General features: G+C 67.1%; 17 protein-coding genes. 3 read left to right on the top strand and 14 right to left on the bottom strand.

Annotation, left to right across the window (positions count from 1 at the left end; all coding sequences use genetic code 11):
• Positions 1-60: 60 nt before the first annotated feature.
• Together AC4HOU_RS11510 and AC4HOU_RS11505 are read left to right on the top strand one after the other, a co-directional pair.
• Positions 61-1,308 carry a TetR/AcrR family transcriptional regulator gene (locus tag AC4HOU_RS11510; RefSeq protein WP_195020067.1) on the top strand — a complete coding sequence of 416 codons (1,248 nt, stop codon included), beginning with the start codon at positions 61-63 and terminating at the stop codon, positions 1,306-1,308.
• Between the two features lie 189 nt (positions 1,309-1,497).
• Positions 1,498-2,739 carry a TetR/AcrR family transcriptional regulator gene (locus tag AC4HOU_RS11505; RefSeq protein ID WP_195020068.1) on the top strand — a complete coding sequence of 414 codons (1,242 nt, stop codon included), beginning with the start codon at positions 1,498-1,500 and terminating at the stop codon, positions 2,737-2,739.
• Positions 2,740-2,748: 9 nt separating this feature from the next.
• Here AC4HOU_RS11505 and AC4HOU_RS11500 read toward each other — a convergent pair whose 3' ends face one another.
• The 11 genes from AC4HOU_RS11500 to AC4HOU_RS11450 are packed head-to-tail and all read right to left on the bottom strand — an operon-like array spanning position 2,749 to position 12,923.
• A complete protein-coding gene (locus AC4HOU_RS11500; protein WP_228815157.1) occupies positions 2,749-3,657 on the bottom strand; it encodes a hypothetical protein in 909 nt (302 codons plus the stop codon).
• 12 nt (positions 3,658-3,669) lie between these two features.
• Positions 3,670-4,848, bottom strand: coding sequence for an MCE family protein (locus AC4HOU_RS11495; RefSeq protein WP_163815239.1), 1,179 nt, complete (start codon positions 4,846-4,848; stop codon positions 3,670-3,672).
• Positions 4,845-5,996, bottom strand: coding sequence for an MCE family protein (locus tag AC4HOU_RS11490; RefSeq protein WP_228815158.1), 1,152 nt, complete (start codon positions 5,994-5,996; stop codon positions 4,845-4,847). Before AC4HOU_RS11490 ends, AC4HOU_RS11495 begins: the two co-directional genes overlap by 4 nt.
• A gap of 5 nt (positions 5,997-6,001) precedes the next feature.
• A complete protein-coding gene (locus AC4HOU_RS11485; RefSeq protein WP_163815237.1) occupies positions 6,002-7,102 on the bottom strand; it encodes an MCE family protein in 1,101 nt (366 codons plus the stop codon).
• Positions 7,102-8,112, bottom strand: a complete 1,011-nt coding sequence (locus tag AC4HOU_RS11480; RefSeq protein ID WP_195006811.1) for an MCE family protein — start codon at positions 8,110-8,112, stop codon at positions 7,102-7,104. Before AC4HOU_RS11480 ends, AC4HOU_RS11485 begins: the two co-directional genes overlap by 1 nt.
• A complete protein-coding gene (locus AC4HOU_RS11475) occupies positions 8,112-9,134 on the bottom strand; it encodes an MCE family protein (protein ID WP_195020069.1) in 1,023 nt (340 codons plus the stop codon). The genes AC4HOU_RS11480 and AC4HOU_RS11475 overlap by 1 nt, the downstream gene beginning before the upstream one ends.
• Positions 9,131-10,765 (bottom strand): MCE family protein, encoded by a 1,635-nt coding sequence (locus AC4HOU_RS11470; RefSeq protein ID WP_195020070.1) that lies wholly within the window; start codon positions 10,763-10,765, stop codon positions 9,131-9,133. Before AC4HOU_RS11470 ends, AC4HOU_RS11475 begins: the two co-directional genes overlap by 4 nt.
• A gap of 5 nt (positions 10,766-10,770) precedes the next feature.
• A complete protein-coding gene (locus AC4HOU_RS11465) occupies positions 10,771-11,634 on the bottom strand; it encodes an ABC transporter permease (RefSeq protein ID WP_163815229.1) in 864 nt (287 codons plus the stop codon).
• A 1-nt stretch (position 11,635) separates the two neighbouring features.
• Complete coding sequence (locus AC4HOU_RS11460) at positions 11,636-12,490, bottom strand: MlaE family ABC transporter permease (RefSeq protein ID WP_163815227.1); 855 nt, start codon at positions 12,488-12,490, stop codon at positions 11,636-11,638.
• Positions 12,487-12,699 (bottom strand): hypothetical protein, encoded by a 213-nt coding sequence (locus AC4HOU_RS11455; protein ID WP_163815224.1) that lies wholly within the window; start codon positions 12,697-12,699, stop codon positions 12,487-12,489. The genes AC4HOU_RS11460 and AC4HOU_RS11455 overlap by 4 nt, the downstream gene beginning before the upstream one ends.
• A complete protein-coding gene (locus AC4HOU_RS11450) occupies positions 12,699-12,923 on the bottom strand; it encodes a hypothetical protein (RefSeq protein WP_138455458.1) in 225 nt (74 codons plus the stop codon). The genes AC4HOU_RS11455 and AC4HOU_RS11450 overlap by 1 nt, the downstream gene beginning before the upstream one ends.
• 354 nt (positions 12,924-13,277) lie before the next feature.
• Between AC4HOU_RS11450 and AC4HOU_RS11445 the strand changes: the two genes are divergently transcribed.
• Positions 13,278-14,186, top strand: a complete 909-nt coding sequence (locus AC4HOU_RS11445; RefSeq protein ID WP_194991641.1) for an oxygenase MpaB family protein — start codon at positions 13,278-13,280, stop codon at positions 14,184-14,186.
• Positions 14,187-14,279: 93 nt separating this feature from the next.
• Here the strand turns inward: AC4HOU_RS11445 and AC4HOU_RS11440 are convergent, their stop codons facing one another.
• The 3 genes from AC4HOU_RS11440 to AC4HOU_RS11430 all read right to left on the bottom strand — a co-directional run bounded on the left by AC4HOU_RS11440 (position 14,280) and on the right by AC4HOU_RS11430 (position 17,696).
• Positions 14,280-14,909 (bottom strand): hypothetical protein, encoded by a 630-nt coding sequence (locus tag AC4HOU_RS11440; RefSeq protein ID WP_195020071.1) that lies wholly within the window; start codon positions 14,907-14,909, stop codon positions 14,280-14,282.
• 286 nt (positions 14,910-15,195) lie between these two features.
• Positions 15,196-17,424, bottom strand: coding sequence for a molybdopterin oxidoreductase family protein (locus AC4HOU_RS11435; protein WP_228815159.1), 2,229 nt, complete (start codon positions 17,422-17,424; stop codon positions 15,196-15,198).
• 53 nt (positions 17,425-17,477) lie between these two features.
• Positions 17,478-17,696 (bottom strand): MbtH family protein, encoded by a 219-nt coding sequence (locus AC4HOU_RS11430; RefSeq protein ID WP_194991642.1) that lies wholly within the window; start codon positions 17,694-17,696, stop codon positions 17,478-17,480.
• Positions 17,697-17,711: the final 15 nt, after the last annotated feature.

The following is a 17,711-nucleotide window of genomic DNA, read 5'->3' as shown; positions in this document are numbered from 1 at the left end:
CCACGACTCACGGCGGGGAGCGCCACATTGCCGCTGGTTACCGAGCGATACCATGTCGGAATGAGTGTCGACAATCGCCGTACGGTGCGTGCGAAGGGCAACGGCGACTCGGCGCCACGGGAGATCCGGCGCAGGCCGAAGAACCGGCGAGCCCAGATCGCGGCGGCCGCCGCCTCGGCCTTCGGCTCCCTCGGCTACCACGGTGTCAGCATGGAGGACATCGCCTCGGGTCTCGGCATCAGCTCGGCCGCGCTCTACCGGCATTACCCCAGCAAGTACGCCCTTTTCCGGGAGGAACTGCTGCGCGTGGGCCGGGCCATGACCGAATCGGTCCACCGACCCGAGGCCGCCGCCGACGCCGGTCCCGAGCAGCGGCTGCGGCAGGTGCTCGACGCGCTCATCACCGCCACCATCGACAACCGGGCCAGCGTCACCCTGGTGCGCTGGGAGGGCCGCTACCTCGAGGCCGAGGATCTGGACCTGCTCAACGAACAGCAGGCGACGGTGGTCGACGCACTGGGCGCCGAGCTGCACGCGCTGCGCCCCGAGCTCGACGACGACGATCTCCGGGTCCTGCGCGCCGCGATGTTGAGCACCATCACCAGCATCGCCGACCACCACGCCGCGCTGCCCGCGAAATCGCTTACCCGCCTGCTGTCCTCGGCCTGCTGGGATATCGCGCGGGCCGAGCTGCCCGCCGTCGGCGATGCGGTGGAACCCGCCGCGGCGGCGGAGATCCCGGATTCGTTCAAGCACGAACTGCTGTTGCGCAAGGCGGTCGAGCTGTTCCACGATCGCGGGTACCCGAATGTCAGCGTGGAAGATATCGCGACTGCGGCCGGGCTGTCGGCGGCGTCGGCGGTGTACCGCTTCTATCGCGGCAAGAGCGATCTGCTGGCCGCCGCGTTCCGCCGTGCGGCCGAACGGGTTTCGAGCGCGATCGGCCCCGCGGTCGCCTCCGCCGACAGCGCCGAGGCCGCGCTGGTCTCGCTGATCGACCAGTACGTGGAAGGCTCGTTCACCGAGCGGGCGCTGACCTTCGTCTACTACACCGAGTTCCAGCACGTTCCGGCCGAGGAACGCACGGTGCTGCGCAATATCCAGCGGCTCAGCGTGGAGGAGTGGGCGCGGCTGGTGCGTGAGGTGCGTCCGGAGCTCGCGCCTGCCGAATCCCGGTTCCTGGTGCACGCCGCGTTCGCCTTGGTGGTGGATCTGGGGCGCTCGTTCGGTACCGCGCCGATCGCCTCGCAGGGGCGGGTAGCGGCGCTGATGCAGATCGTGTTGTTCGGGCGCCGCGCCCAGATCTGATTCCCGCTCTCCCCGATGGCCCGACGGGGCTCGACCCTGCTCATCCCGCGCACGGTAAGTTATGGGTCATTCTTACTATCAGTGCGGCAATTGTAGTCGTTACGGACTCTTTTGTGATTTCTAATTCACTTCTCCCGCCCGGGGAGAAAGTCGGGGTGAGCACGGGCACGGCCGGGCTATCATCGCCGCATGGGTGCCCGGAATCGCCGCGCGACGCGGGAGACGGCCGCGGGCGAGACCACCGGGTCTCGGTCGGTGCGGCGCAGGCCGCGCGACCGCCGCGCGCAGATCGCCGCGGCGTCGGCCGAAGCGTTCGGTTCGCTCGGCTATCACGGGGTGAGCATGGAGGACATCGCCTCGCGCCTCGATATCAGTTCCACCGCGCTGTATCGGCACTACCCGAGCAAATATGCGCTGTTCCGTGAGGAAACGCTGCGGCTGGGCAGGCTGAGCGTGGAAGCGGTGCGGCTCCCCGAGGACGCACGGCAGTGGACCGCGCGCGAGCGGCTCGCACACGAGCTGGACGCGCTGATCGGCGCCTCCATCGTCAACCGGCGCAGTGCCGCGCTGCTGCGCTGGCAACGCCGCTACCTCGAACCCGATGACGCCGCCCTGCTGCACACCCAGCTCACGGTGGTCGACAGCGCACTGCGCGAGGCCCTCGGCGACTACCGCCCCGACCTGCCGGTACGCGACCGCGCGGTGCTGACGGCGGCGCTGCTGAGCGTGCTGAGCAGCATCGGCGACCATCATGTGGCGATCCCGGTGCGTTCACTGACCGATCAGCTCGGCGCCGCCTGCCGCGCCCTGGCCGACACCCGGCTGCCCATGCCCGGCGACGACACCGAGGCCACCACGGCGCGCGAGATCCCGCTGACCTTCAAACACGAACTGCTGCTGGTGCGCGCGGTGGAACTGTTCCACGAACGCGGCTACCCGAATGTGAGTGTCGAGGACATCGCGACCGCCGCCGGGCTGCCCGCCTCCTCGGCGGTGTACCGCTTCTATCGCGGGAAGGGCGATATCCTGGCCGCCGCGTTTCGCCGTGCGGCCGACCGGGTTTCGGCCGCCATCGGCCCCGCCGTCGCCGGATCCGACGGCCCCGAGCAGGCCCTGCACACCCTCATCGACCTGTTCGTCGACGGCTCATTCGCCGAACGCGAGCTGACCTTCGTCTACTACGCCGAGATGAGTAATGTGCCCGCCGAGGAACGCACCGTGCTGCGAAACATCCAGCGGCTCAATGTCGAAGAGTGGGCCAAACTGCTGATGGCGGTGCGGCCCGAACTTCCCGCGGCATCCGCGCGGGTGCTGGTGCATGCCGCGCTGGCCATGGTGGTCGATCTCGGGCAGCGGTTCGGTTCGGTGGACCCGGCCTGCTCCCGCCGGCGGGTGGCCGCGCTGATGCGGCAGGTGCTGTTCGGGCGGTGAGCCCGGCCGTCAGGGCTGCGGTGACGGCGCCAGCGGTGCGTTCATGTCGTTGACCAGCCAGCGGTCCCCGGACTTCTCCATCCGCATCACCATCGACAGCTGCCCCGGCGCGGGCTGCCCCTGGGTGCCGAGACTGGTGATGGTCTGGCCGATCACCACGATGGCCTCCGCCGAAGTCTGGTCACCGGATTTGATCGCGCACTGCACATCACTGGCCGCCGAGACGACCTGCCCCTGCGCGAGCACGTCGCGCAACTCCTGGCTGGTGGCTTCGAACTGCTGGCGCCAGTCGCCGGTGGCACCGTCGAGCACCGCGCGGAAGTACGGGTCGAGGTTCTTCGCGTCGTAATTCGCCAGTACCGGGGCGTATTCGCAGGCCGCCTGCCGCGCCTGTTCCTGCGCGTCCAGCACCGCGTCCTTGTCGCGATCCTGGAGGTAGAAGTACAACGTCGACGCGGCGGCGGCGACCAGCAGCACCACCACGGCGCACCGGGCGGCCAGGACGCGCGCGGTCGGTCGTTGCCCGCCACGCCGGCCGACCATGGCGGTCAGCTTCCCGAGTGGGCGTATGCGCGTGGCGGGCGGTTCGCCGGGTGTGGTCGCCTCCTCGGACGGCGGCGGGGCGGCCGGGCGGTCCTGCTTCGAGAGTGCGGGGGCCACGGTCGACTCTGGATCGCTGTCTGCCTGCTGAACCGTTTCGGTCGCCGCCGCGTCCTGTTCGCCGGCGGACGCATCGGCGGTCACTGCGGGCGCGCCGACCACGGCGGACTCGGATCCGTGTTCGGCAACTGGATCAGTAGCCGAGCTTGCCGAGCTGGGTGCGGCGGTTCCGCGCGACCGCGTTTCCGTCCGTTCCACCGCGATGCTCAGCTCGTTCACCGCGTCCGTGGCGGCAGGGTCGGTGTCTTTGGTGCTCATACTGATTCGGTCCTATCTGCCGGGGATCGGGCGGGAGAGTTCGTTGCCGGAGACGCCCGGCGGCGGGCCCGCGGTGTTGTCGGGGACGTTCGGGCGCGGGGCATTGGCGGAACCGCGCACCTGCAAGGCCGGGTTGGTGGTGATGCAGTAGTTGTAGAGGCGCACCCGGGTGTCCGCGGTCGCGGTGGTCGGGACGACGGGGATGGTGTCGTATTCGCAGGTCGGGCGCGGCCAGGGGTCCACCAGGGTGTGATAGGCGCCGTCGTGGGCGGGGATGCCGATGGCGGCCGACCCTTCGCGCAGCGCCGGGAACAGTGCGGCGATGGCCGGGGCGCGCAGTTTCGCGGCCTTGGTGATGGCGACGAAATTGGTGACCAGGTTGGTGATCGGATCCTCGGTGGCCTGCACGAAGCCGCCGAGAGTCGCGAGCTGATCCGGAGCCAGATCCAGGAACCGGCGCACCTCTTGGTCGGCGGCGGTGAGCTGGTCGAACAGCGCACCCGCACCGGTGGTGAGGGTGGTCAGGTCCGGCTGGGCGTGCGAGGTGGTCTCGGCGATGACGCCGAGATTCTCGATCAGCTGACGGGTCTGCGGCAGCAGATCATTGAGCCCGGCCATGGCCCGGCTGATCCCGGAGATCATGTTGCGCAACCGATCCGGGCCGCCGGCCAGCGCCTTGTCCAGCTCGTTCACGATGACGGTGAGCCGCTCGGGATTGAGCCCGCCGATCAGACCGCTGACATTGGTCAGCACCGACTGCACCGACACCGGCGTCGAGGTGTTCGCCACATCCACGACCGCGCCGTCGTCCAGGTAGGGCCCGGTATCGGCATCCGGCCGGAAATCGAGGTACTGCTCGCCCGCCGCCGAAAGCCGCCCGACGGCGACGGTGCCGCCCACCGGGATCCGGGCCGACGAGTCGATCTCGGCCACCGCGGCGATGCCGGTCTCGGTCACCCGCACCTCGCGCACCCGGCCGACCCTGGTGCCGCGGAAGGTGACGTCGTTGCCGGCCAGCAACCCGCCGGAACCGCGCAGTTCGACGGTCACCGCGTAGGTGTTCGGCAGCGGATTGATCCGCAGCACCTCGGCACCCAGATACCAGGACCCGAGCACCAGGATCACCACGAGCCCGAGGTTCGCGATCGCGACGCGACGACGAACCAGGTAATTCCACAGCGGGATATTCACCGCTCACCATCCTGCGGAGCGGGCTGCGGCGCCGGCTGCCCCGGCACCGGCTGCGGCGGACTGGTGACCCGGCCGATCACCTTCTGGATCACCTGCGCGAGGCTGCCGATGAACGCGGGCACATCGCCGACCTCGGGCAGCCGGCTGCCGGTCGGATCGGTCAGCGCGCCGACACTCAGGTACGACACCGTCGCCGCGACGGCCAGCGTCGGCCCCTCGAGGGTGGCTTCCAGTGAGGGGTAGATCGCATGGAACCGCTCGAGCAGCTGCCCGAGATCGCCGCCCATCTGGGTGAACCCCGACATCAACCGCTGGATGCTGTCGAACAGGCTCACGAAATCGTCGCCGGTGGTGTTGGTGAAATCGCCGAGTGCGGCCATGGTGACCGACACCTTGTTGATCAGCCCGGAGATATCGCGATTGTTCTCGGCCACCAGTCCGAGCAGTCCGGGGAAGGTATCGGCCGCCTGGCCCAATTCCGCCTTGCGCGCGGCGAGTTCGCCGGTCAGCACATTCACCCCGGACAGCACACTGTCGATATCGCCGGTGCGGGCATTGAGCGCGGCGAGCACGCTGGTGAGTTCGGTGATCATGTGCGCCACCTGGGGTGCGCGCCCGCCGAACATCGAATCCATCTGCGCGGTGATCTCGGCGGCCTGATTGAGACCGCCGCCGTTGATCAGCATCGACACCGACACCATCAGCTCTTCCACGGACGCGCCGGCCCCGGTGTGTTCGGTGCTGATGACATCGCCGGGCTGCAGCAGCTCGGTCTCGGCGGTGGCCGGCGGCAGGGTCATCGCGATGAAGATGTCACCGAGCGGGGTGGCCTGGCGCAATTCCGCGGTGGTGCCGCGCGGCAGCTCGATGTCCTCGCGGATGAGCATTTCCACATCGGCGATGAAATTGGTGGTGGAGATATCGGTGACCACACCGATATCGGTGCCGCCGATCTTCACATGCGCGCGATCGGGCAGATTCAGCGCGTCACGGAAGGCCGCGCGAATGGTGTAGCCGGGGCCGCCGATACCCGGCTTCGGCATCGGCACGTTCTCCACCGTGATCCCGCAGCCGGTCGCGGCGCCCACGGTGAGTACGACGGCGAAGGCGCCGAGTGTCCTGCGGATCAGCACTGTCCTGCGAATCATCACTCTCATTTCGTGAGTCCGAGCAATGCGGCCGTCAGCCCGAAATCGGGACCGAAATCCTGGATCTTGCCGGTGCGGCAACCGTCGGAGCGCATCTGCACGCGCTCACAGAACAGTGAGAGCACCTCGCCGTCGAGCACCGCCTTGTCCAGCAGTCCGTGCAACCGCAGTGCCCGATGTTCACGGCTGACGGCGTTGGAGAAGTTCTCGAAGAACAGCGGCGCGACGTCGACCAATTCGGTGAGGCCGCGCGCGTTGGCGCGCATCTGGGCGGTGATGGTGGTGAACCGCTGTAACGCACCGGCCAGCTGATCGGAATTCTGGCCGACCACCGAGGAGGTGTTGTTCACGAAATCGTTGAGCTGGGTCAGCACGGCCTGCAGGCCGGGTGACTGCTCGCCCATCAACTGCACCAGCTCGGTGAGCCTGCCGCTGAAATCGCGGACGGTCTGATCGTTCTGGGCGATGATCTGGGTGATCTCGTTGAGTTTGATGATGGTGTTGGCGATCTGGTCCTTGTTGGCGAAGGACACCTCGAACGCCGACGACAGCGCGTCCAGCGTCGCGCGCAGTCGATCGCCATTGCCTTCCAGCAGCGGAAACAGCACCCGGCTCGCCATCGGGCCCTGGGCGTTATCGCCTTTGAGCGCGGCGCCGAGCTGATCGAAGTTCTCCAGAATGCGATCGAGCTCCACCGGCACCCGCGTCCGTTCCAGCGGAATATGCGCGCCGTCGGCCAGCAGCGGGCCTTCCCCCGAATAGGCGGGCGCCAATTCGACGTGCCGGTTGGTGATGAGCTGCGGTGAAATGAGCGCTGCCATCGCGTTTTCGGGCACCTTGACGCCCTTATCGATGGACATGGTGACCTGGACATAACTGCCCTTGGCCGTGACGGTGTCCACCCGGCCCACCGGCACGCCGAGAATGGCCACCTCATTGCCCGCGTACAGGCCTGCGACATTCTCGAAATCGGCGCTGATCCGCATGTGTTCGCCGAGATACTCGTTCGGCAGCGAACTGATGCTCTCCGGCAGCAGCGCGCATCCCGCCGCCAGCGTCGCCGCAACACACAACGCGGCGGTGCGAATGATCGTGCGGATTCTCATCAGCTGCACCCCTGTACGGCCTGGGCGAAACACAGCCAGTTGTCCGGCAGGAACCACGGCGCCCAGACATCGCCGTAGGGCCCGTTGCCGAGAGCATTGTTGAACTGGCGCAGGGCGATCGGCATGATCTCGTAGAGCCGGTCGAGGTTGTCGCGGTTCTTCTCCAGACCCTGGGTCATGGTGTTCAGGTTCTGGATCAGCGGCCCGAGTTGATCGTTGTTCTCGATGCCCATCTCGCGCAGCAGTGCCGACAGCGCGGCCACATTGTCGAGCAATTGCCGCAGCAGGTTCTGCCGCAGCGCGACCGCGTTGCCGATCGCCTCGCCGCGGGTGAGCAGCAACAGCACACTGTTCTGATTGTCGGCAGCCAATTGCGACACCTGGTCGAGGCCCTTCAACAGCACATCGACCTCGTCGCGGCGATCATTGATCACCTTGGCCAGCGCACCGATGCTGTCGAGCGCGGTGATCGCCAGCTCCGGGGATTCACCCATCTGCTGGTCGAACACATCCAGTGCCGTGCGCAATTTCTCCGGATCGATGCGTTCGATGCGTTCGAACGAGGACTTGTACTTCGGGTCCTGAATCACCTTGCCGAGGTTGTAGGGCACCGAGGTGTTCTCGATCGGAATCCGGTTGTCCGGCAACCCCTTACCGTCGCCCGGGGTGAGCTCGATGTGCAGTCGGCCCAGAATGGTCGACATCTTGATTGCGGCACGGGCATCCGGGCCCAGCCGCATATCGCGGCGAATCCGTAGATCGACGACCACTTTGTCGTCGACCAGCTGTACCGCCTGGACCGCACCGACCTCGATGCCCGAGACATCCACCGTCGCCCCCGGCCGCAAACCGGCCGCCTGCGCGAACTCCACCTGAATGGTCTTGTCCGATAACCGCGCCTGGGAGATCACGCTGGAACCGACCAGCAGCAGCACCACCGCCGCGGCAGCGCCGACCCCGAGCCACAGAAACCGATTCGAGGAATACTTCGGCAGTCGTATTCGTGCCATCACCGGCACACCTCCGATTGGGATTCGCCACCGACCTGCGAGAACAGTCCCGGTGGCAGCAGCACGCCCCACAGCGACACATCGAGGCGGCAGATATAGGCATTGGCGTAAGCGCCGTAGCTGGTGAACCGGGCCAGACCATTGAGCACATTCGGCAGCTCGATCGCGGCCTGATCCAGTGCGGCGCCATTGAGCAGCAGCAACGCCACACCACTGGTCGCCATGTTCTGCGCCCGTGCCATATCCGGTTTGACCTGGGTGATCAACCCGACCAGCGCATCGGTGGAGGTCGCCACCTGGTCGACCGAACTCTTCAACGATTCACCCTCGGTGTACAGCGCTTCCACCAGCGATCTGGCCTGCGTGATGAGCGTTTCCAATTCCTTGCTGCGATTGGCCAGGCCGGCGATCACGCTGCTCAGATTGGTGATCACCTGGCCGAGGATCTCGTCGCGTTCGCCGAAGGTGGTGGCCAGCTCGGCCGCCTGCGTGATCAGCGCACTCAGCGATACACCGTCACCTTGGAGGGCCTGGATCAGCGTCTCCGACAGCGAATTCACCTGGTCCGGTTGCAGCACCGAGAACAGCGGCTCGAAACCCGACAGCAGCGCCGACACGTCGAACGACGGTTCGGTGCGCTCCAGCGGAATACGGCTGCCCGGTTCGAGCACCGTGCCGTCGCCTTCGCCGGGAATCAGCGCGATATAGCGCTGGCCGATCAGATTCTGATACCGCACCAGGGCTTTGGTGGTGGTGGTGAGCCGCTGCCGGTCCTGGATACGGAATTCCAGCCGGGCCTTGTAGTCGGCATCGAATTCGATGCTGTCGACCCGGCCGACCCGCACGCCTGCCATGCGCACGTCGTCACCGACGCGCACGCCGAGCACATCGGAGAAGGTCGCCGAGTAGCTGTGTGTATCGCCGGACACCGAGCGCTGCAAGGTGGACCAGATGGTGTAGGTGAGCACGATTGCCAGCACCGCGAACAGGCTGAATCCGATCAGCGCCTTGCCCGACTTCATGCGTAGACCTCCACGGATCCACCGGCCAGCAGCGGCGTGAGCAGCAGGAGCTGAGCGGCAGTGGGTTTGCCGCCGACGATCTGGGCGACCGCCGCGTGACCGCGCACCGTGGCGACCGGACGGGCACCCGTCGCACCCGAGAGGGGGACGACGCGCTTCGGGCCTGCCGGCACAGGTGCCGCGACCGGAGCGCCGCCGGTGGAATCGACGCGAGCACCACCGGGCGCGGCGACGTCAGGTAACGCACCACCCGATCCGGGGCCGGAGGCCACAGGTGCGGCATCAGCCGGTCCAGGTACCACAGCCGCGGGCGCGGCACCACCAGGTGCGCTACCAGCGGCCCCCGGCACCGCACCCGCTGGCGCGGGAGCAGCGGGAGCCGGCGTGGTGATCCCGGGAATCGCGGGCAGCCCGGGAATGAACGGCAAGCCGGGGATGGCGGGCGCGCCGGGCTGTGCGGGCGCAGGCGCGACACCGGGCACCGGGATCGCGGCCGGCGCCGGGCCCGCCGAATCGAGCCGCCGCGGCAACATCTGCGGCGGATACTCCTGCGGCGGCGCCACTGTCGGCACCGTCGGCCCACCGCAGCGCGGGCCGTACATGTCGCCGTAGTGCGGGCAATCCTCGGCCGTGTACTGCTGGAACGGGGTGAACGAGACGTCCATTTTCCATACCATCTGCTTGCGTGGGCCGAAGCTGAACACCGACTGCATCTTTTCCAAGGTTGCGTTGAGGTTGGCCGCCGTGTACGGGATGGCGTCGGGGTCGCGGGCCAATGAGCCGAACAGTTCGTCCAGGCCAGGCACCAATTCCTTTGCCGCGTTCGGGTTACGGGCGAACAGGCTGTTCACCGAGTCGACGGCGCCGCTGGCATTGGCCAGCAGGGCGATCAGTTTGTCGCGGCGTTCGGTGAGGGTGCGCGCGGTCGTCACCGATTCGGACAGGACGCCGACCAGTTCGGGCGCCGACTGGCTCAACGCGGTGGTGGCGCGGCCGAGATCGCCGAGCAGCTCACCCACTCCGTCGATGGCACGCACCTGGGTGATCCAGTTGTCGAGCCGTTCGATGGTCGAGCCGGGCACGCGGGCGCCGGGATCGAGGGCCGCGGAGAAGGTTGCCAGCACCCGGCCCAGCTTCTCGGGCTGGATATTGTCGAGCACATCGCGCAGCACCGTCAGCGTGGTCTGCAATTGGACGGTGCCCGCGCTGGTGTCCTCGGCAATGGTCGAACCCGCATGCAGGACACCCTCGGACGGGCCGTTGTCGACCAGTTCGATCGCGGTGACACCGAACAGGTTGTTCGGAATCACCCGGGCGGTCACATTGTCCGGGATGGTCTCGGCCACCGCGGGTTTCAGATCGACGAACACTTCCTGGCTCTGCCCGGCCGCCACCACGTCGACCGCGCTGACCGCGCCGACCACCATGCCGCGAAACTTCACGTCCGCGCGCGCGGGCAGCCCGTCACCGGTGCTGGTGAGCGTGACGGTGACGGGCACCTTCGCCTCGAAGTAGCCGGTGTAGCGCAGCGCCAGCAGGCTCAGCAGCAACACCATGGTGGCCAGCACCGCGAGCCCGGACAAGGTCAGCTGACGGGCGGTGGGTCCACGCCCACTCGGATCCAGAATCATCGCGCCTACCCCGAGATCCGGAATCCGGGATCGATACCCCAGATCGCGAGGGTCAGGAACAGATTGGCGAACACCATCACGACGATGACCATCTTGATCGCCCGGCCCGCCGCCACGCCGACACCTTCCGGGCCGCCGGAGGCGAAATAGCCGTAGTAGCACTGGATGAACGTCGACAACATCACGAAAACGATCACCTTGAGCAGTGAGAAGAACACATCGGGACCGATGAGGAACTGGAAGAAATAGTGGTCGTAGGTGCCCGCCGAGGTGCCGCCGAGAAACAGCACCGACAACTTCGTCGCCAGATACGCCACCGCGAGGCCGATGCTGTAGAGCGGGACAATGGTCAGCGTCGCCGCGATCATCCTGGTGGTCACCAGATACGGCAGCGGCCGGATGGCGATGGATTCGAGGGCGTCGATCTCCTCGGAGATCCGCATGGACCCCAGTTGCGCGGTGAAGCGGCAGCCGGCCTGGATGGCGAAGGCCAGCGTGGCCAGGATGGGCGCCAGCTCGCGTGTGGTCGCGAAACCGGATATCGCGCCGGTCAGCGGGCCCATGGTGAGCAGATTCAGCGCGGTGAACGACTCCATGCCGACGGTGATGCCGCCGAACGCGCACAGAATGATCACCACGCCGACGGTGCCGCCGCCGACGATCAGCGAGCCGTTACCGAAGCCGACGTCGGCGGTCAATCGGAGTACTTCCTTGCGGTAATGCCGCAGCACGAACGGAATCGCGCCGACCGCCTGGAAGAAGATGATCGCCTGGTGGCCGACCCTGCGGTTGGCCTGAATCGGGACCGCGGCCGCCGCACCGGCCATCCGCACCGGTTTCAGCGCGGGCGGAGTGTAGGAGCTGCCCACCTCAGATCACCTTCGTCGGGAACAGGGTGTTGTAGAGCTGAGTCAGAATGATGTTGGTGGCGAACAACATCAGCGCCGAGCTGACCACCGCCGAGTTCACGGCGTCGGCCACGCCACCGGGGCCGCCCTTGGCGTGCAACCCGATATCGCAGGCGATGATCGCGGTCAGCAGGCCGAATACCGCGGCCTTCACCAGCGCGACGATCAGATCGTTGGCGACGGCGAAGGAGGCGAACGAACCGATGAACGAACCCGGCGTCCCCGACTGCGCGTACACGTTGAACATGTAGGCGGTCGCGAAGCCGACGAAGACGATGAACCCGCACAGCAGCATGCTCACCAGCACCGCAGCCACCAGCCGTGGCGCGACGAGCCTGCGCACCGGGTCGACGCCCATCACCATCATGGCGTCGATCTCCTCCCTGATGGTGCGTGATCCCAGATCGGCGCAGATCGCCGAACCGACCGCGCCCGCGATCATCAGCGAGGTCACCAGCGGCGCGCCCTGGCGGATGATGCCAAGGCCGGCGACCGCGCCGATGAAGGTGGTCGCGCCGACCTGGTTCACCAGCGCGCCCACCTGGATCGACACCACCACCGCGATCGGGATGGCGACGAAGACCGTCGGCGCGGCCGACACGTTCGCCATGAAGGCGCATTGCTTGATGAACTCGTGGAACGGGAAACGCCGCGCGAATATGGCGCGGAAGGTTTCGATGAGCGCATCGCGACCGAGGGTGACCTGGCGGCCGAGCGTTTCCAGCGAACGCTGCGGATGACGTTTCCACAGGCCCCTGGCATCGGCCAGCGCCCGCTCCAGATCCGTGGGCGGGGAGGGCTTTTCGACTGTCGTCATCGGCTCCGCATTCCCATCGCTGCGACCTCACCGCTGAGCTGATGCTCGAGCGCCACCAGCCCGTACCCCACCACCGCGACGCCGGCGGCCACGGTGCTCAGCACCGCAAGCCACAGCCCGAATCGCAGAATCGGGTTCACCTTCATCCGCCCGCCGAGAATCTTGACGCCGATCACCAAGATGTCGATGAGCCACACCAGGATCATCATCAGGTCATGCACACATTCGCGAAGGTGAGCACCGGCCAGCACACGATCGAGCCGAGAAACGAGATCACCACATCGATTCCGTGCATATCGCGTAGATGAGCGGTGTGCGTCAGCGTCCAGATGACGCCGATCAGCCCGTATGGAATGCCGAGGATGATGAGCGTCCCGAGAAATTCGGAGACCTTCATCTCGTAGCTGAATATTCGATCCAGCTTCTTGAGCATCGCCCTAGTCCTTTCCTGCCGGCCGACCCCGTCCGGCGCACGATCCCCGCCGCCGCGCGCAGGCGCAGCGCCGCACGTGTACGGCGCGCCTCCCAACCGGTCCGGCTGGATCGGTATGTTACGCACCATTCCGCTCGATACGGAAGCGATTCGGCAAGATTCCATCGAGCTCTGGCGAGATTGACCAGACCAGCCAGGCACGATGCCAGCAGAGCGGCCACATAAGTTATCGACTGTTCGCTAGCCGAAGCAGCCTTGCGAGGAAGAATCACGAGTAACATAATGGGCGCAGTGGCACCCGGAGAGCCACACTCGGCCCGTCCGGCGCACCGGCAAGAGAACGGAAATATGCCCATGACCGCAGTCGCGCGATCCTTCGAGCAGCATGGCCTGCCGCCGCTGACCACCGAGCAGACCCGCATCCCGATCCGCACCCACCACCGGCCGTTCACCAAACGCCCCCTGGCACTGACCGACGCGCTGGACTTCTGGAGCTTCGGCGGCGCCGCCGCCAATGTCGTCATGCAGATGGCGCGCCCGGGCGTGGGCTACGGCGTCGCGGAGAGCCGGGTCGAATCCGGTGCGCTCATGGTTCATCCGTGGAAGCGGGCCCGCACGACCACGCAATATCTGGCCGTCTCCATCCTCGGCACGCAGGAGGAGAAGGACGCGTTCCGCGAGGCGGTGAATGTGGCGCATCGGCAGGTGCGCTCGGGCCCGGACAGCAAGGTGAAGTACAACGCCTTCGATCGCCATCTACAGCTGTGGGTGGCGGCATGCCTGTTCATCGGATTCGAGGACACCTACCAGCTGCTCAACGGGAAGATGACCGATGAGCAGGCCGAGCAGTTCTATCAGACCTCCTCGCCGCTGGCGACGGGCCTGCAGGTGCCGCGGGAGATGTGGCCGGCCACCCGCAAGGATTTCGACGCCTACTGGAACACGATGGCCCGCGAGGCCGTGCTCGACGATTTCGTCCGCGGCTACCTGGATGATCTGCTCAACCTGCGGATGATCCACTGGTATCTGCGAATCCCGTTCCGCGGGCTGCTGAAATTCCTGACCATCGGATTCCTCGCGCCCTACTTCCGCGAACAGCTGCGGGTGGAATGGTCCGAGGCCGATCAGCGGCGCTTCGACAACCTTTTCCTGTTCGTCGGTTTCGTCAACCGATTCATCCCCAGGTTCCTGCGGTTCGGCGGATCGCACGCGCTGATGACGGATCTGCGCAGGCGTATCCGCAAGCAGAAGAGCCTGATCTGAGAAGCACGCGCACCGGCGGCGCAGCGCGGCACCGCCGGATGCGGGTGATCGCGCGCTACCCCGGACCGATCCCGCCGGGGTAGCTCGCTCGGTTCACCGGCGGACGTAGATCCCGACCAGGTCCTTGAGGGCACGGTTCTCGCCGTGCAGTTCCTCGAGCGCGATGCGCAGGCGGCGGACCTCGTTGGCCAGGTCGTCGGCGCTGCGATGGCCGAATTCCGGGTCGGCGACCGGGGTTACCGTCTGGGTCGGGGTGGTGGTCACCGCGACGAGCGCGGCTTCCCGCTGCTCCGGCTGCGCGGCCTCGTCCGCCGCGGGCGCCTCGGCCACGGCGGTGACCTCCTCGACGACGGGGGTGGGCGCGGGCTCGGCGACGAGCGTCGCGGCGGTCGCCACAACGGCCTGCGGGCTCGGCGCGGCCTTCTTCGGAGCCGAACCGTTGGTCGACGCGGCCCGCTTACGTGCGGTGGTGGCACGCGCCTTCGGCGCCTTCTTCACCACGCGCTTGCGCGGCGCCGGGGCCTCGGCCTCGGCGGCGGGCTCCTCGGCTGCGGCGCCGTTGGCCGCCGCCTTCACCCAGTTGGTGAGGGCGCCCACCGACGGCCAGCCCGCCTTCTGCACCACTTCCTCGCATGCCGCGTTCAACGACTTGCCTTCGGCGCGGAGCTTTTCCACCTTCTTGACCGCCCTGGCTTTTTCCGCATCGGTGAATCTCTTGGCCATTGTCGCCGCTCCTGCTATCCAGATCATGGTCGTGTCACCCGGTATCGAACACAGGTGACAGCACAGCCAGTGCCGTGCGAAACATAACGGATATACCCGATTCCATGCCAATCAAGACAATGTCCGCGACCGGGCGCGGAATTCCCCGCGCGACGGGTGCGGGTTCTCGCCGTGCGAGGGTACGCGCGTTTATCGTTGTGCGGGAACGGTTTCGAAATCGCCCGGGCGGGAACTGTGATCACCCGGGCGATACCGAATACCGATACCGGCCGGTCAGCCGCGACGGCTAGGCCGGCGTCACCGACACCGGTACTCCGTTGAACACTGCGTTCCCGGACGGAATGTCGATCACCGTGTCATCGGTGAGCACATTGGTGTTCACACCGGCGTGCTCGCGCGCCACCCGCTGACCGCCGACAGTGTGACCCCAACCGTGCGGCAGACTCACCACGCCGGGCATGATCGCCTCGGTCGGTTCCAGATCCACGGTGAGCTCACCGGCGGCCGATTTCACCACCGCGTGATCGCCGAGGCCGAGCCGGGCGACATCATCGGGATGGATGTGCAGCGTGCAACGGTTCGTCCCGCTCACCAGGCGCGGCATATTGTGCATCCAGCTGTTGTTGGAGCGCAGGTGACGACGCCCGATCAACACCAGGTCCGGTGCGGCGGCGGTCGATCCGGCGCGCAGCCGGTCGACGTCGGCGAGCAGCTGCGGTGGCGCGAGTTCGACGCGACGGGATTCGGTGCGCAGCACCTCGGGCAGCCGCGGTCGCAGCGGCCCGAGATCCACACCGTGCGGATTCTCCAGCAACGTCGTCAGGCTGAGGCTTCCGCCGTTCCACGCGCCGTAGGGCCCGAGGCGCAACATCATGTCGATGCGCTGCTCGGTGGTGTTCACCCCCGCCAGTTCGCCCCTGCGCTCGGCCAGACCGGCTTTGTGCAGGGTGCCTGCGATGACGAATTCGTCGAATGCGGAGACGGCGTCGCGCCCGTCGGCGCCGCGGTGATCCGCTCCGGTGACCGCCGCCGCCAACCGTGCGATGACCGCCGCCTCGGACGGCCGATCCCCCAGCGGCACCAGCGGGCGGGAGTAGCGCGCGTAATTGCGGACCGCGAATTGCAGCAACGCGAAATCATAATGCGGCGATTGCAACGGGGGCGGCGGCGGCAAGATCACATCGGCATGACGGGTGGTCTCGTTCAGATAGCAGTCCACGCTCACCATGAAGTCGAGTTCGGCGAACGCGGAATCCAACCGGGCACCATTGGGCGCCGACAACACCGGATTTCCGGCCACCGTGATCAACGCGCGCACCTGGCCCTCGCCCGGGGTGGTGATCTCGTCGGCCAGGGTGGCGATCGGGAATTCGCCCATCGCCTCGGGTAGTTCCCGGACCCGACTGCGCCAGCGGCCCAGCCGGAATGGTTTGGTGCGCACGATGCCGAGCGCCGCGGCCGAGGCGAACATCACCCCGCCCGGTACGTCCAGATTTCCGGTGAGGGTATTGATCACGTCGACGAGCCACTGGGTCACCGTGCCGAACTCGGCGGTGCAGGTGCCGATCCGGGCATACACGGCGGCGGTCGGCGCCTCGGCGAGTTCACGAGCCAGCCGGGTCACGGTCTCGGCAGGCACGCCGGTACGGCCCGCGACCGCCTCTGGTGCGAAATCAGCGGCGGCGGCGCGCACCTCGTCGAGGCCGTGCACGTCTGTCCGGATATCGATGAGGTTCTCGGCGAACAATGTGTGCACGATGCCGAACAGCAGATACGCGTCACTGCCCGGCCGGACGAACAGGTGCTCGTCGGCCAGCTCGGCGGTGCGGGTGCGGCGCGGATCCACTACCACCAGCCGCCCGCCGCGAGCGCGCAGCGCCTTCAATCGGCCGGGAAAATCCGGTGCGGTGCAGAGCGAACCGTTGGATTCCAGCGGGTTCGCGCCGAGCATCAGCAGGTAGTCGGTGCGCTCGAGATCGGGCACCGGGATGGCGAGCGGATCACCGAACATCAGACCGCACGCGACCTGCTTGGGCATCTGATCGGCGGTACTGGCCGAATACAGGTTCTTGGTGCCGAGCCCACGGATCAGCGCGGGCACATACAGCGCACCGGCCACACTGTGCGCATTCGGGTTGCCCAGATACAGCGCGGCGGCCTGCTTGCCGTACTCGGCCGTCACCGCCGGGATCCGCTCGGCGATCAGGTCGAACGCGTCATCCCATGAGGTAGTGCGCCAGGTATCGGTGGCGCGATCGCGGACCATCGGCTCGGTCAGGCGGTCGGGATCGGCATCGAGGGTGCCGAGGCTGGCGCCCTTCGGGCAGAGGAAGCCCTGGCTGAACGGATCCTGCCGGTCGCCGCGGACCGAGAGCACCCGGTCGTCGCGGTCGAGGGTCAGCTCGAGCCCGCAGACCGCTTCACACAGCGGGCAGGTGCGAAGCCCGGTCCGCGTGCCGTCGCCGGAGGCGGGCCGGTCGGAGGATGCGGTGGAGATGGACGCGCGTGTGGCCATACCTCATCGTCGCGCGGGGAGGCGGCCGATGAGAAGGATTCGGCGCGATTATCTCAATTCGCTTCCGCCCCCATGGCTCGGACGAGCGATTTCGGACGCATATCGAGCCAGTGCGCTTCGACGTAATCCAGGCAGGCCTTACGGGTGGTCGGGCCGTGGGCGATGGTCCAGCCGCCGGGGACGGTGGCGAAGGTCGGCCACATGGAGTGTTCGCCCTCGGCGTTGATCAGGACGTAGAACTGGGCGTCGTCATTGTCGAACGGGTTGGTCACGGTGGGGCCTTTCGA

Source organism: Nocardia sp. JCM 38205, assembly GCF_058222935.1.
Note: the sequence above shows the minus strand (reverse complement) of the source record. Positions and strands in the feature narration are given on the sequence as shown.